This is a genomic window from Singulisphaera sp. GP187 (genome assembly GCF_900129635.1).
Lineage (GTDB): Bacteria > Planctomycetota > Planctomycetia > Isosphaerales > Isosphaeraceae > Singulisphaera.
In genome coordinates, this window is the sequence record NZ_FSRB01000002.1 from 766216 (window position 1) to 781323 (window position 15108).

Below are 15108 nucleotides of genomic sequence, written 5' to 3' on the forward strand. Positions count from 1 at the left end.
CCGGATAAGACGTGTCCCTGCTGATCCTATCGAGCCCCCAGGAACGAAACAATACGTTGTGTGAAAAGAGCCGGAATTTGCTGATGCGTTGGCGATTCGATCGGGTGGACACGGCCCACCCTCTTCTGGCTCGACTTGTCGGGTCGGCTTCAGCCTGCCACCACCTCAAGCAAGAGGCAGGCTGAAGCCGACCCGACATTTCATGAATTGCGAGCATGAAAGGAATTAGGAATGGTAAGTCGAAAAGTGATTTCAATATATCGTTAATTACGTGGTGTTGGGGGCAGTGATTTGCAGGTCCGGGCGATCCGGAAGCCAACCCTAATGTTGGGATCGTCGACGCCGTCACCGTTTCGAGACGCCGATCGAATGGCTTCCTCGGTCCGGTGGGAGGCGCCGCCGCGTATTACGAGAAATGCCTGTTTGTTGATGGTCGTCGGGAGACCGACATTCCGAGCATTGTCATCCACCGTACCGCGTGGATAACGCACACTCTTGGGGTCGGGGCCGAGACAGCGTTCGTAGGCGTTCCCCAACATGTCGAAGAGTCCCAGGGAATTGGGCATCTTCTGACCTACGGGTTGGAACCGATCCTCGGCTTGGGGAGATCTCCAAGCGTAAAGGGGCAGGAGGTCGATATCGGATCCGTAGTAGCGAGACGTCGTCGTCCCCGCGCGGCAGGCGGCTTCCCATTCGGCCTCCGTCGGCAGGCGGTAGCCCGTGCGAGTGAGATAGTCCGGCATCATTTGAAATCCGAGCTTGATGTCTTCGATCTTCGGGAAGCACATCTGGTTTTCGGGGATTCCCTCCTGTTCGCTGAGCCAGCGGCAGTACTTTGCCGCGTCATAGAACGTGGCTTGATTGATCGGGCAGGTTGGATTCGGGCTGATACTTTTGTTGTAGGGACACTGGATTGACGAGGCAAGAAACTGTTGGACGGTCACCTCTTTGGAGGAGATCTCGAATGTTCGGCGGATCTGACGGGTGTGTTGCGTTTCATCCATGCCGGGGATCGACTCGCGCCCTTCTTCGTCTGGGGGCGATCCCATCAGAAACGTCAGCGGTCCTTCGACGAGGACCATGGTTTGCCCGTTGCTGTTGATCCGCCACCCTTGTCCTGACTTGGGCTTCACTCTTGCCAATTTGCGGTCGGCGTCGCGTACCCGATCGCCGAACGACCATCGCCCCAACAACCAGTCGAGAGCCGAGTGGACCCCCGGGTCCGGATCCTCCTGGTACAAGGTCAGTAACTTCGGGAGCAGGTTGCTGCGCATCCCCTGGGGGAGGATGTTGTCGCCGAATCCCCCCAGGCAAAGGACTAGCGCCTGGCGAACGGAGGGCACGGGATGATGCTTGGCTTCCTCGAGCAGTTTGAGCGGATCGAGCTCGAAGCCGGGGATCCGCAGGATCAGGTAAGTCCGTAGGCGTGGGTCGGGCTGATTTTCGAGCGATTGCCAGAGCGTGGAGTCTGAGCCGAGCGACACCATGACGAGCGCCGCGTTGGCCTTCTGTTGGGCCAAACTGTCGAGTGTTTTCGGCGTTGCTTGGGGGGGAATCGGCGCAGAGAGCAGCTTGCCGACCAGGGCCGCGAGCTGGGATTTACTCTCGGCGGACTGTGTGGATAGGAGAATGTGCAACTGTCGTGGGTCGGCCTGCTCGATGAGTTCGATGAGTAAGTCGGGCCGGTCGTGGGTGTACTCCGCCAGCAGGGACGCCGCGATATAGCCTCGTTGGTTGTCACGTTGCGTCAGGAAGGCGTTCTTGAGTGGGATCCGGAGCTTCTCGCGAATGGGATGGAGGAGGTCGCTCCAATGCGTGATTGCGAATAGATCTTCACTGGTTAGGGTTGAGACAATGTCGGAAACCACGGCGCCCCAGCGCGGGCTGTCCGGGTCATACGAGGCCAAGGCGCTCGCCGCACGCAGCCGACGATCCGGCGACATATGGACGGTCTCGAGCTCCCGCCAGAGTTTCTTCCTCGCTTCGGCGCTACCGGGAGTGAGGGCGTTGCGGATGACCTGAACGTTGGGCGGGGCCGCCGCGAGCAACTGGTCGATGAGTTCGACTTCCTGGTTGCGGTCGACCGGCAGGAGGGCGAGGCTGGCGCGGAGCGACTCCTGCGAGCCGATCTTGGCACGGGCCCTTGCGTTTCGCAGGCGAGGGTTCACCCAGCGGCGATAGGGCGCCATATGTTGGATGATTTCCGGGACCTTGGCCGTCTCGGCCGCGAACAGACGGTCGACCAAGCTGCCGGCCCTGAGGTAGGTGTAGCTCTCCATGCCGATCGCCGTCGCAATGACCACGACCAGGAACGCACGGGAGCAGCGGCCCGCGTGGTGACGCATCGCGATGCGCATCAACTTCGCTTCACGCTCGTTCCAACGGTTGCGCTGGGTGGAGAGGCGGATCTCGAGCCACTCCAAGAACGAAGGGAGCTGTCTCCGCTCTTGCTTGGTCCCCCAGAGTGCGGCTCGCTCGGCCAGTCGGATCTCGGCTCGCCCGCGCCTCGTCTCTCGCTGCTTTTTGGTCAGCCAATCGCGGAGCGAGGGCACGAGGTAGTCGTGGGTGAGCTGATAGTGGGTCTCGAGGCCTGGGACCTCGCCCGCTTCGTCCCCTTGAGGATCGGTCGGGGAAATTAACTTCAGTTCGTTGACAAGGATCTGCAGGATCGCGTCGAAGTCGTGGTGAGTGGCTTCGCGGCCGGAAGCCTCGAGCAGCTCGCTCCGGGAACGCATGTGCCCCTTGATCTCGGTCCCGAGCTCCGGCAGTAAGGCGCGGAGCACCTCGCGCATCGCCCGCTGGTGCCGGCGATACTCGGGAGGGGACGTCGCCGCGTTCAGCGTTTCGTCGAGGAAGGCCACCCCGACTCCTTGCGTCCCACCGACTTCCTTCAGGGTCGCGAGCGTCCAGGTTTTGTGCTTGACCATCTCGGCGAACAGGCTGAGCTGGACGCAGACCACCTGGCCGTCTTGCGCTAGCCCTTCGACGGCCTGGTTAATGAACGTAAGTTGATCCTTTTTCGGCTCGTCCGGATCAGCGGGTAAGGCCTCGAACGCGCGGCCGAACGCGGCGAGGACCTTCTTCGCGTGCCGCCTGCTGAACAGATCCACGGCCGCGCTGTTCTGCCCCTCGACGAGCCGGATCTCGAGCGCCTGCATGAACCGGGTCACCGACATCCAGAAGTCGTCACGGACGATGAGGAGGCACTGGAGCCGAACACCGTCGCACTGCCGGAGCGCCTGGACCAACTCCACGTCTTCGGTGCCGCGGTTCGCGTGGAGCCATTGCTCGAACTGGTCGATCACGAGGAGGACCTTGCCCCCCTCGGGAACCCACGCTCCGCGGCGGATCGAGCCCAGAAGTTCGGGGAGCCGCGCTTCGGTTGGCAGCGTGTCGAACCGCTTGCGGAGCGCATGCTCGAGCCGCGATTCCAGCTCCCTCGGGGTGGCTTCGAGCAGGAGCGGCGTGACGGTGGCGTCGAGTCGTGGTAACAGCCCCGCCTTGACGAGTGAAGACTTCCCGCACCCCGAAGGGCCATAGACCAGGCCGACTCGGAAGGCGCGGTCGGTGTCGGTGGCTTCGACTCGCGACTTCCAGAACCGGAGGCTGTCGGGCAGGCCATCGCGGTCGCGAGGACCGGGCAGCAGCTTGAGAAAGAAGTCGGCGTCTTCCGCCTCGAAGCACCGAAGGCCCTTGGGAACGATCTGCAGGGTGTGCACCGAGGAATCGGGCTCGGGCCTCGGCCTTGCCGACCCCGAGATCGAGTCCCACGTGCCTGACCCATCGAGCTGGGTCAGGGCGTGACGCAGGTCGTCGGCCATGTCCTGCGCGGTGTTGTAGCGATCGGTGACCCGTTTCGCCAGCGCCTTCAGGCAGATCCGCTCGAGCTCCTTCGGAATGGAGTCGTCAAGCTGACGAGGGGGACGAACCTCGAGCGTCTTGATTCGCTCGATGGTCTCCGTCCAGCCTCCCCCCTTGAACGGGCGCGTGCCGGCGAGCATCTCGTAGAAGACCACGCCCAGGCTGAAGATGTCGGAGCGGCCGTCGACCCGGTGCCCCTCGCCCCGGGCCTGCTCGGGACTCATGTAAACGGGTGTCCCGGCAAAGACGGGGCCTTTGCCGAACTCTTCCTCCTTCAGGGCGAGCCCGAAGTCGGCGAGGTAGGGCCGCCCCTCGAGGTCGATCAGAATGTTCCGCGCCTTGATGTCGCGGTGGACCAGGTTACGGGTGTGTGCGTGGTGGGCGGCCTCGGCGATCGTCGCGATCTGCGTCGCAGTCTCACGGTGGGACGGTCGACCCAATCTCAGCCGCGCGGCGAGGTCGCTCCCCTCAATGAGCTTCGAGACGATGTAGCAGTCGCCTTGCTCGGACCGGCCGACGTCGAAGACGGGAACGATCCCTGGATGGTCGAGGCTGGCGAGGACTTTTGCCTCAAGCAGATAGGAGTCAACGTCACGGGAAGTCTTGATCCGACTCGGATAAGGAACCTTGATCGCCACCCGGCGGTTCAAGGCTGCGTCGAACGCCTTGAACACCCGTCCGAATCCCCCCTCCCCCAGCATTTCCTCAATCGAGTAGCGACCGATCGTCTCCGGCGGCCTGGTTCGCCGTGCCCCCCGCGCGGTGAAACGGTCGTCTTGCCCTGGCTGACTCGACGATGGGCCACTGACAGTGGGCGCATCCGTGTTGATGAACTCCTCGGTTGACTCCGAGTCATCGGACTCGGAATGAAATTCGGGGCCTAACGTGCTGAAGGTCGCCTCTTCGAGGATCGAGAGAATGAGGGAAGCCTGCTCGGGGAAACGTTCCTGGTATTCTTCGGGCCGTGGCTCCCAACCGCCTTTGACCCGATGTTCCACCTCCAGTGTGATCAGTTCACGCAGTAGCGACAGGGAGTCGAACCCTTGCATTTCAGACAGGTAGGTCTCGATGCGAGGAGCCTGGCCGGCGATCAAGGCGGCTTCGAAACGGTCGCACGCGTCGATGACGCGGCGCACCTGCGACAAGGGGAAGTCGCCCGTGTCCGACGAGCCGGCTCCACTCATGGCCTTGGTTCCGCGCACCCGCGTCGGCGTTGCGCTGGCCCGTGAATCCGCCCGTCGCCTGGGCGTGCCCTTGCGTTCCGTCGGTGGACTGGCGTCGGCGTCGACGGTGTCACGCTTCAACCTCGCGGATCTCGGAGAATCTCAAGATCGTCGATGATCGAGGGAGGATTGCCACGATTTGGCCCAGGCTCGCCTCCCACTATCCGGAAAACGAAGGGCCGAGGCAAGGATCCGCCTCGGCCCTGGCCGTTCATGCACCGGAACTTTCAAAAGTTTCATTTCCAGAAAGTTTCGCGTTCTGTTTCGGCCGATTTCGGACCGGAGTCCTCGGCGGTCAGGAGGAGGCCAACCGCCGCGGCCGAAGTTGCCAAGTCACTCAAGGCGATCGGGTCGCCGGTCGCCGGCTTCTGATCCGCCTTTTTCATGAGCCGGCGGATTTTTTCAACCAATTCCTCCAATTCGGGAAGGCCTGGGGCCGAGCCGTTGAGTGTCTTCCACTCAATCAGCACCGCCTCAAGTTTGAGAACGAGAATCCGTAAGGCATCGACCAGGTTCTTCCCGCCCGCCTGGATGGTGGTTTCGAGCTCTTCCAGGAGTCGCAAGGTACGTGCCCGGGGGCCTCCGACGTCGAGCGGACTGGGGGATTGGTACTCAGGGGCCGCCGGCATCGCGCACATGAGAACCGGTTCGTCGTCGCTCTCGTCGATCTCGAGCTTTGCGAGGTCGAAATCCATCAAATCGGGTGGGGCGTTCCGGGCCTGACTCGGTGAAATCAGCGAGTGAGCGCGAAGGGACGCACTGCCCCCTCGCGAACTTCTCGGCTCCATCCATCCCTCGGGGCTTTCGACCGGCTGGATCACCTGGTGGATCTGCCCCCCCGGGTTGACGACCTCGGACCGGTCGATGGCCACGTATGCTGTGAACCGGCAGAGGACGCCGAACTTCAGCGAAGTTGAGACGATGGCCTTCTCGATCTCCGCGCATCCGGTCGGCCCGACCGTATAGCGGTCTTCAAGCTTGCGCAACTGACCGCGTGCCCAGGCGGCTGCAATCGCCGGGTTGTCGCGGAACCGCGCCGTGACAGCCTGTGACCACGCTTGCCCGCTCGCGTCTCGGCCCGACACGGTGAGCGACTCCGGGAAGGCGCCGCGGTAGCGTCCGAGGATCAGCACCGGCGCCTCGGCAAACACGTCGGGGATCCGACCGGGCACGAGGGTATCGGGGATCAGCGGCAGTTTGCCCTCCTCGAGGCGAACCTCGGTCAGAACGGGGGTGCCGATCCGGCGCCGCATGGCATCCATCACCTCGTCGAGCCGATCATCCGACTCGACGATCTCGCAACTCCCGCCCCCCAGTTCGGCCAACCTGTGGAGGAACCCCTCATTGACCGCCCGGTCGATCCCGAGCGTAAAGATCCGGATTCCTTGAAGGCGTCGACCGAGCCCCTTGAGGATCTGATCCTCGTTGCCAACCTGCCCATCGGTGACCAGCACGAGAATCCGGTCCCGGCCGGTCTCGGCGTGCGTGAGCACCTCGACCGCTTGATTCAGCGGACTCGCCATCTCGGTACCGCCTCGAGCGCTCAGGGCGGCGAGGAACTCGACCGCTCGAAAACGCTGGCGATCGGTCGCCGGGACCAGTCCTTGATCCGGAAACCCAGGGGGACATTCGATCTGGTCATCAAAGGCATAAATGTTGAAGCGATCGGCCGCTCCCAACGTGTCGACCATCCGTGCCAGGGCGCGTCGGGCCGTCACCATCTTCCAGCCCTCCATGCTGCCGGAACGGTCGAGCACGAAGATCAAGTCGCGCGGCCCGGCCACCGGGGGAGTGGCGGCCGGAGGGACGATCGTCAGCACAAAGGTTCCCTCGGCATCGACCCGGTTCGGCGTCGAGTCGGGATGAACCGAGAGGGAGGTGTCGATCGATTCGGCGCCGAGCTTGAACCGCAAGATGAAGTCGCGATTGAGTCGTTCGTCGGTGGTGAGCAGCGTGACGCGGCGATACCCTTGGTCGCCGGCTTCGTTCACGGCGTGGAGGCTCGAACGGAGTTCGCCCACCGACGCGATCGACTCGTGTACGTCGACTGTCAGCGCCAGTTGAACCGGGTTCGGAAAGCCGGGCAGCAGTACGGGGGGCGAGATCCGCGAGGCGTCGGGCACGGCGTCGGTATCGTGGGCGACCCCCTGCCCGGTTGACGGTCCTGGCAAGGGAATCCCGGGAATATAGCGTGGGGCGACCACCAGCGGGAAGCGGAATGTGACCTCGCCGTCAGCGAACGGGAGCGGGCCGGTCAGGGAAAGGTCGATGACCGCCTCTTCTCCCGGCGGCAGGTTGCCCACCCGCAAGGTGAAGACGCCGGGCCGTTCTTCCTCGGCAATGCTCGCCCGGTGCCCGGCCTTGATCGCTTGCTGGTATTCCTTCCGCGCCTGGCCTCGTTCCTCGAGCACCCCTTCGATGACGCGGCCGGCCACTTCCATCCGGAATCGGGTGACCGCCGCGCGGTCAGGCAGGGGAAAGAGATAAGTGGCCTCGAGTGGTTCGTCGAGGACGTTGACGAAGGTCTGGCGAACCGAGACCTGGGCCAGCAGGCCGTCGATCCGCCCGCGGACTTCCATGGCCTTCAACGGCAAGAGACCCCGGTCGGATTGTAAGGCGCCGAGGCCGGCTTCGTCACCGTCCGGCGTGCCCCGTCTCGTCTCGTCGTCGGACAGCAGTGGTAACAAGTCGTTCATCGATCCCCCGTTCCCTTTCCCGAGGGCGAGCCGATCAGCCCGCGCTTCGTCAAGAGCCTGAGCAGTGGTCCCGCGGCCTTGCGGATTGCCTCGATATCCTCCGCGACGACGGGACGGATCGGCGTGATCAGCAACGTCGCCTCCTGTTCGCCGAGCCGGATCCCTTGCAGTGGGGGGGGCGTCTCCATCGCCCGCGCGACGGGGATTTCCTCCGACCTTTTCTCCTTCGCAAGCGGAGCCGGCGTCTCCTTCCAGAACGCCGAGTCTTCCGCACGGAACGGAGCGGCGGGTTCAGGCCCGCTTGCCGATCCGAGGTTCATGCCGGCCGGCAACCGGGCGAGTTGCGCGAGGCCCGCGTCGGTCAGCCCCACGATCTGGCGCTGGACGTCAGCCAGGCTCAGCCCGCGCGCCTGGAGCCGTTTGATGGCCGCAAGCTGCATCAGGTGCCTCGCCCCATAGTACGCGGTACGCCCGCGGATCTCCGCCGCGCGGTCGATCATGCCGAGTGTCGTGTAATAGCGGATCGTCCGCCGGTCGGGCACATCCCGCACCCGGTCGTTGGGCGGGCCGTCATAGTCGAATGCCAGCGCCTCGGCCGCTTTTGAGCCGAGTTCGTCGATGGTCCAGAGCGGTTCGGGGTTCGCCTTCATGACAGTGTTGTACCGTTTCGATGCAACACTGTCAAATGATTTCGAGAGTACTGGGATGTCCGGCATCTCCTAAGGCGAGCGAAGCTTCCTGTCTTTTTGGTTTTCTTTCAACGATCCGCAATCGAGCGAAAGAAACCGATGATTTTTGCGGTTTCCGCGACGGGTTTGTTTGCAGGAGCACGGTCGGCCCGGCCGTCATTGCCTCGGGTCGGTGCGTCCAGTGCGCGGGCCAGAAGACTGAGGTCCGCGTACGGACGCTCGACCGACTTTTTGTATTCGATAGCCCAAGAGGTTGACGAACACCCCAAAATTACGGGCCCTTAGCCTTCAAAAACGAAAAGTCGGTCTAGTGGTCCGATGTCCGCCGCTCTAACAGCACCTTTCGCCAGCGCTCTGCTGCCTGGACCATGTCGCGGCCAACATGGTCGAGAAACTGCGCCATATCCTGCAGTCGGGCACCGGCGGGCGTGTCGAGGCCAAGGATGTCGGCACCCTGCTGGGCCAAATCGGACAGCAGGGCATTGATCCGAGCACTGGCCAACCAGGACTGGAACCAGACCTCGTCGTCGATGGTGTACTCCTCGTGCCGTTGCATGGGCCTTCGTTCACGCCTGGCCAGCTTCTGCTCTTCGAGCTGACCGATGGCCTTGGAGATTGACGCCGGGCTGACTTGCAATCGCTGGACGAGGTCGGCAGCGGTGAGGCTACCGTCAGTAGTCACGAGGCAGGCAAGCACCCTGGCTGTCATCCGCGGGAGTCCCGACAGGACCAATAGCGCAGCGCACTGTTCCTCAAAACCGTGCAGCGCTCTGAGATCGCGCCTATGGCCGACCGGTGGCGTCGGAGGCAGTGCCCACTTGCTCCGGTGAGCGCGCTGCTTGGACGCGCGGTGTGCCGGATCGGCCTGGTAGCCGTCGGGTCCGCCGTTGCGCGTGACTTCTCGGCTAATTGTTGACGTCGGACGCGCGAGGCGCCGCGCGATCTCGGCGTAGGTGAGTTGTTCCTTCAGTCCCGCAGCGATTTGTTCGCGGTCCCCGTCGGTCAACCGGCCTCCTGGCATCCTTGTCTTGCTCCCGTTGTCACCTGGTCTCGCCACGCCCGGCCTCGGCCGCGCTTGGTCAGTGTTGCATTCACACGCATCTCATTGCAACGTACGCATGAGCGATCGTTGCGTTCACCATCACTGTCATTGCAATAATACCATGATTGTCAATGGAATAGCCTGATTTGTCATTGACGATTTCGAGAACGCAACATAGCATTTGCGAAAAGAGAAACGTGATGTGGGCGAATGGGGCCGTCGCTGCTGGTGCAGTTAGCCCGCCCCCGGAAGGAGTTATGATGGGATTTATCGCCTTTGCAGCGCCCATGGACGTGACGGCTTGACCGCTGGCACCAGACCTTGTACGCGGCGTCATATTGCTGGCCATCGCTCTGGCGCACGCATCGGCAGCGAGCCAATGCTCGGCGTTCTGAACGCAACCTTAAGCATCGGTGGACTGGTCGGCGCTTTGCTGATCGGGGCATGGGGCGGTTTCAGGCGTCGTATCGATACGATCATCCTCGCCATGGTACTGGTCTCAGTCGCAATCGTATTTTTTGGAACAAGACAGTCGCTCGCTGTGATGGGCGCGGCTCTCTTTTTTGCGATGTTGGGAGTCGCCGTTGCCAATGCCACCGCCATGACTCTGCTTCAAAGCAAAATCCCGGGCGATATGCAGGGGCGCGTCTTCGCAATTTTCACTCAGCTAACACTCTTACTTATGCCATGGGGCTATCTTCTGGTCGGTCTGCTGGCTGACCAGGTTTTTACTCCATGGGCGAATTCCACCGCTTGGAGAGAAGGTCCAATTGGGATTCAGTTCGGCGTCGGCACGGCCGGCGGAATGGGCGGATTGTTCGCCATCAGTGCGGTTTTGGCGTTGCTTGCCACATTGCTCGCGTATGCATTACCGTCTGTGCGTCATCTCGATGCGATGCTGACGACTTGTGACGGCGCCACTGAACGAACTCTGGCAGATTAAGGAGACGAATTCATGCGTATCGTGATGATTGCGACGGGATCATGGGGTGACGTGCGCCCGAACGTTGTTTTGGGGCAAGCGCTTCAAAGAGTTGGTTATGAAGTATTGTTGGTGGCGGCGGAGGAATTCCGAGAATGGGTCGAAGGGCGCGGCGTCCTTTTCGCTGGTCTTAGTTTCAATATGAAGGCGATGCTTGATGCGCAAGTGAACAGTATTGGTCTGTTGAAGAAGCTGCATTTGATGCGTGAAATGACGCAAACGACAGTGCAAATGGGCAAAGAAACCGCCGATGTTGTTCGCGAGGGCGATGCTGTCTTGGTGAATGAAGGTGTTTTGGCGCTGGTAAGTGGCATCCTTGAAAAAAAGAAGGTTCGCTTCATTCACATCAACTTGCAACCTTGGGTTCCGACCTCTGAATTTTCGGGAATGGCACCCTTACCGCCAGCCTGGTTGCCGATTCAGGAAGGGACCTACAATCTTTGGTCAGGTGCCCTTGTGCGGCGCGGCCAATGGTTGGCGATGGGTAAAATCGGTAACCGCCTTCGCACCGATTTTCTTGGCATGCCTAAACAGACCTGGGCCAAACATCATGCCATGCTCGAATCCACGCCATCTTTGCTGTTGGTCAGCCCCCAGGTTCTCCAGCCCCCTGCGGACTGGCGGCCGCAAAATCGCGTAACTGGATATCTATTTGATGATGACAGCGGATGGGAGCCGCCTCAAAATTTGCTCGATTTCATGGCGGAAGGCGAAAAGCCGGTTTTTATCGGCTTCGGCAGCATGCGCGAACGCAAGCCTGAGGACACCACCCGCCTTTTTCTTGATGCCGCAAAGCAGGCGGGAAAGCGAACCATCTTGCTCAGTGGCTGGGCCGGGATTGGAACGTCCAACCTGCCAAAGAATGTTTTTCTACTCAAATATGCTCCACAGAGCTGGCTTTTTCCACGCATGGCAGCGGTGGTTCATCACGGTGGCGCGGGGACAACCGCTGCCGGACTGAGGGCAGGTGTGCCGTCATTGGTTGTGCCGGTTATGTCTGATCAACCCTTCTGGGGGCGGCGAGTTCATCAACTCGGTGCAGGCACCGAACCGATCCCCCGCCCGAAACTGACCGCCAGTAATCTTGCGGCGGCGATTATAGAAGCAACAACCAATCGCGCCATGCAGGAGAAGGCCGTGGAACTGGGGACGAAAATCAGAGCGGAGGATGGCGTAAGCCAAGCGGTGAGCGCAGTCAGGGAATTCCTCGGTTAAACGCAGCAAACCCGAATCATAAAAACTCTCAGGCTCGCAATCCTTGCGGTTTTGGGACCAGATTGAATTCCCAGGGCGGTTCGAGTGCCTCCCCGGGCTCCGCTCTCTGAGGCTGCGGGATTGCCTCATCACCGACGCCGGCCTCCCCCCCGATCGGGAAAATGCGTGGCCTCGAAGAACTGGACGATCCACCATGCCGGCCGGCAGCCGGGCGAGTTGCGCGAGGCCCGCGTCGGCCAGGCTCAGCCCGCGCGCCTGGAGCCGTTTGATGGCCGCAAGCTGCATCAGGTGCCTCGCCCCATAGCATAGTACGCAGTACGCCCGCGGATCTCCGCCGCGCGGTCGATCATGCCGAGTGTCGTGTAATAGCGGATCGTCCGCCGGTCGGGCACATCCCGCACCCGGTCGTTGGGCGGGCCGTCATAGTCGAATGCCAGCGCCTCGGCCGCTTCTGAGCCGAGTTCGTCGATAGTCCAGAGCGGTTCTTGGCTCCTTGTCATAACACTGTTGTACGAGGACAATGTGACACTGTTAAATTGATTGTCGACTCAAACGGGCCTTGCCATCGAGCTTTGCCGCCTGGGTTGTGGCTTTCACTGGCTGGCGGCCCGGTCAGAACTGGGCGAGGTGCTTCAGCACGGTGGCCCAGAGCAAGTTGGCGAGCCAGAGACTCCCCAGGCCGAGTCCGAGGGTTTCTCTCCATCCCTGTGTGGGTTTCCAACGGCCCGCGAGGACGAGCAGACCCCAGGCCGCGGCGATTGCGGTCCCGACGCACAGGGCGTTGTTTTCCCAGAGGCTGGGGAACGGCTCGGGGTTGAAGCCATAGGGGGACAGATCGAAGCGGCGAACCACAAATTCTTGGAAGAGGCCGCCGCTCGAGAGCACGAAGCCGACCGCCGCGGCGATTCGTCCGGGCCCCCATCGAACCCGCCGCATGCCGGGCATGTTCGGTCGTGGCCGGATGGCCACGAACCCAACGCCCAGCCCCACAATGGTCAGGAACGGCAAGCCCGTTTCCCTCGCTCGGGCACAAAGTCTCCATCCTTCGATCACTGCCGGGATTCGGTTGATCGTGGTCAAGGGCGAGTGCGGGAAGGCCTTGGCATATTCCTCTCGGCGAGTCTCGACGTGATGACCGGGAATCGTTTTTAACGAATGGATGGCAGAGGGCCTTGAATTCTGCTGCGGTGCGATGAAACCGAAGGCCGTTTGGAGGTCCGTTGCGTCGCGAGTCGCGACCCAGGCCCCTGTCACCAGGCACGCTACGAGCACCATGAGATCGAGGCGAGGAACCGCGCGTGGGGGGGCGGATGGAATCATGACCAGGCCCTGGAAATGAGATTGCCGAGAATCACCGCCCAGCGGATGCCTTCGATTTCGCCGAGCACGAACTCGAGGAGCCAGCAAACCCCAAGGAGGCGGCCGAGCCGATCGATCAGGCCTCGTTCGGCACGCCAGTGCCCGCTGAGGTAAAGAGCGAGCCACGCCCCCGCCACGGCGGGGCCGCAATAGGGCCAGGGACCCCAGAAGACTTCCACTTCCAAAGTGCCGAATTTGAATACCGTTGCACAGTACGATGTGATTGTGGAAATCGCTTTGATCGCCATACCGGCAAGTGCCGCAACGCAGGCGGCCAGGCCAGGCTGTCGCCAAAGTCGGCGGCGACCGGGCCGAGGCGGGCGAAATCGGATCAAAATCAAGGCGAATGAAAGGATGATGAGGAAGAGCCCGATCTCATCGTGCAGGAGGGGGAGCAGACGGTGGTGGTCGAGGTACCAGAAGTGTGTCCCCATCCGCCTCGAAGTCAGGTGGCGGATCGCTGTGAGCCATACGGCTGGGACGGCGACGAGGATCATTCCGTCAAGTAACGCAAATTTTCGGCTGACATGTCCCTGCATGGCGGTTGCCTTGGGAATGACTGAGATCCGCACTCGGCGGAGGGGGGGCCGGAGGATCGAACGGGTGCTGAAGCCCGTTGGGTCGGGTCGACTTCAGCCTGCCGTCGCTCGGGAAGGCGGCAGGCTGAAGCGGACCTCGCGGTTCACCTCGATTGCATCTTCGGATTCTCTCTGGGTTGGACTCAACCCGTGAGCGGAGGCCTGGGTTTTTGGCTCACAGGTTGAGCCCAATCCGTGGCACCCGGCGCCGCCCGCTATTCAAAGGTAGATGCTTAACTTTCACACGCCTCGAAGATGGTGGCGACCCCCTGCCCTTGGCCGACGCACATGGTGGCCAGGCCGTACTTCGCCCCTTGGTCGCGCATCCGGTGCAGGAGCGTGGTGACGATCCGCGCGCCGCTGGCGCCGAGCGGGTGGCCGATGGCGATCGCGCCGCCGCGTGTGTTCACCTTGGACTCATCGATCCCCAGGAGCTTCATGCAGGCCAGCGCCTGGACGGCGAACGCCTCGTTGAGCTCGATGCAATCGATGTCGGCCAGGCTCAGCCCCGCGCGGGCCAGGGCCTTCTTGACCGCCGGGACCGGGCCGATGCCCATTTCGGCGGGATCGACGCCGACGGCCGCCATTGCACGCACCTTGGCGATCGGCTTCAGGCCGAGCTCGCGGCACTTCGCTTCGGACATGATGAGCAGAGCCGCCGCCCCCACGTTGATCGGCGAGCTGTTCCCCGCTGTCACCGAACCCCCTTCGGGGTTGAACGCCGGGGGAAGTGCGGACAAGGCTTCGAGCGAGGTCTCGCGGCGGATGCACTGGTCGCCCGTCAGGAGGATTTTGCGCCCTGAGTCGTCGCGGCCCCAGGTGGGAACGACCTCGGTCTTGAACTCGCCCCGGTCGGTGGCGGCGGCGGCGAGCTGGTGGCTCCGCAGGGCGAATTCATCCTGCTGTTGCCGAGGGATCCGGTACTTGAGGGCGAGGTACTCGGCGGTCAGGCCCATTTGCATGACCCCCTCACCGTTGTGGCGCAAAATGCCGGGATAAGGATTGTAGTCCTTGCTCATGGGCACATGTTCCATGTGCTCCACACCACCGGCGATTTGCACGTCGTCGCACTCGGCGGCGATGTTCATGGCCGCGTCGTTGATCGCCTGCAAGCTCGAGGCGCAGTTGCGGTTGATCGTCACCCCGGCCGTTTCGATCGGCAGGCCCGCGGCCAGGGCGGCGATCCGGGCGATGTCAAACCCCTGCTCCCCTTGCTGTTGGACGCAGCCGAAGCGAACGTCCTCGATCAGTTTCGGGTCGATGCCGGTCCGTTGCACCACGGCTCTGATCGCGTGGGCGGCCAGGTCTTCAGAGCGGACATCGCGAAAGATTCCCTTGTCCGCCGAAGCCCGCCCTACCGGCGTTCGCACGGCATCGACGATGACCGCGTGTCTCATCGGTTGGTCCTTTGTTCCTGGATCCGTGTCTTCAATAAAGTCTCGTAATATCTTTGGACGAAAACC

The 15108-nt window shown here is 62.3% G+C and carries 10 protein-coding genes; 2 read left to right on the forward strand and 8 right to left on the reverse strand.

Going from position 1 to position 15108, the window contains the following annotated elements; translation table 11 throughout:
- Nucleotides 1-263 precede the first annotated feature (263 nt).
- The 4 genes from BUS42_RS27490 to BUS42_RS27505 all read right to left on the reverse strand — a co-directional run bounded on the left by BUS42_RS27490 (nucleotide 264) and on the right by BUS42_RS27505 (nucleotide 9475).
- Nucleotides 264-5165, reverse strand: a complete 4902-nt coding sequence (locus BUS42_RS27490; RefSeq protein ID WP_254053827.1) for a bifunctional serine/threonine-protein kinase/formylglycine-generating enzyme family protein — start codon at nucleotides 5163-5165, stop codon at nucleotides 264-266.
- Between the two features lie 155 nt (nucleotides 5166-5320).
- On the reverse strand, nucleotides 5321-7780 hold the full coding sequence (locus BUS42_RS27495) for a VIT domain-containing protein (protein ID WP_074312367.1): 2460 nt from the start codon (nucleotides 7778-7780) through the stop codon (nucleotides 5321-5323).
- Complete coding sequence (locus tag BUS42_RS27500) at nucleotides 7777-8430, reverse strand: helix-turn-helix domain-containing protein (protein WP_074312369.1); 654 nt, start codon at nucleotides 8428-8430, stop codon at nucleotides 7777-7779. Before BUS42_RS27500 ends, BUS42_RS27495 begins: the two co-directional genes overlap by 4 nt.
- A gap of 346 nt (nucleotides 8431-8776) precedes the next feature.
- Nucleotides 8777-9475 carry a GbsR/MarR family transcriptional regulator gene (locus BUS42_RS27505; RefSeq protein ID WP_216821093.1) on the reverse strand — a complete coding sequence of 233 codons (699 nt, stop codon included), beginning with the start codon at nucleotides 9473-9475 and terminating at the stop codon, nucleotides 8777-8779.
- A 415-nt stretch (nucleotides 9476-9890) separates the two neighbouring features.
- Here BUS42_RS27505 and BUS42_RS27510 point away from each other — a divergent pair, with 415 nt between their 5' ends.
- Both BUS42_RS27510 and BUS42_RS43105 read left to right on the forward strand, forming a co-directional pair.
- Nucleotides 9891-10454 (forward strand): MFS transporter, encoded by a 564-nt coding sequence (locus BUS42_RS27510; protein WP_074312373.1) that lies wholly within the window; start codon nucleotides 9891-9893, stop codon nucleotides 10452-10454.
- 12 nt (nucleotides 10455-10466) lie between these two features.
- Entirely contained in the window at nucleotides 10467-11708 is a 1242-nt protein-coding gene (locus BUS42_RS43105) for a glycosyltransferase (protein ID WP_074312375.1), read from the forward strand.
- Between the two features lie 284 nt (nucleotides 11709-11992).
- On the opposite strand, the gene BUS42_RS27520 is transcribed toward BUS42_RS43105, so the two are convergent.
- From BUS42_RS27520 to BUS42_RS27535, 4 genes are all read right to left on the reverse strand, one after another.
- Nucleotides 11993-12208, reverse strand: a complete 216-nt coding sequence (locus BUS42_RS27520) for a hypothetical protein (RefSeq protein ID WP_254053828.1) — start codon at nucleotides 12206-12208, stop codon at nucleotides 11993-11995.
- A 112-nt stretch (nucleotides 12209-12320) separates the two neighbouring features.
- Nucleotides 12321-12716, reverse strand: coding sequence for a hypothetical protein (locus BUS42_RS43110; protein WP_143206532.1), 396 nt, complete (start codon nucleotides 12714-12716; stop codon nucleotides 12321-12323).
- 308 nt (nucleotides 12717-13024) lie between these two features.
- Nucleotides 13025-13606, reverse strand: coding sequence for a hypothetical protein (locus BUS42_RS27530; protein WP_143206533.1), 582 nt, complete (start codon nucleotides 13604-13606; stop codon nucleotides 13025-13027).
- Nucleotides 13607-13878: 272 nt separating this feature from the next.
- Nucleotides 13879-15042 (reverse strand): thiolase family protein, encoded by a 1164-nt coding sequence (locus tag BUS42_RS27535; protein WP_074312381.1) that lies wholly within the window; start codon nucleotides 15040-15042, stop codon nucleotides 13879-13881.
- Nucleotides 15043-15108: the final 66 nt, after the last annotated feature.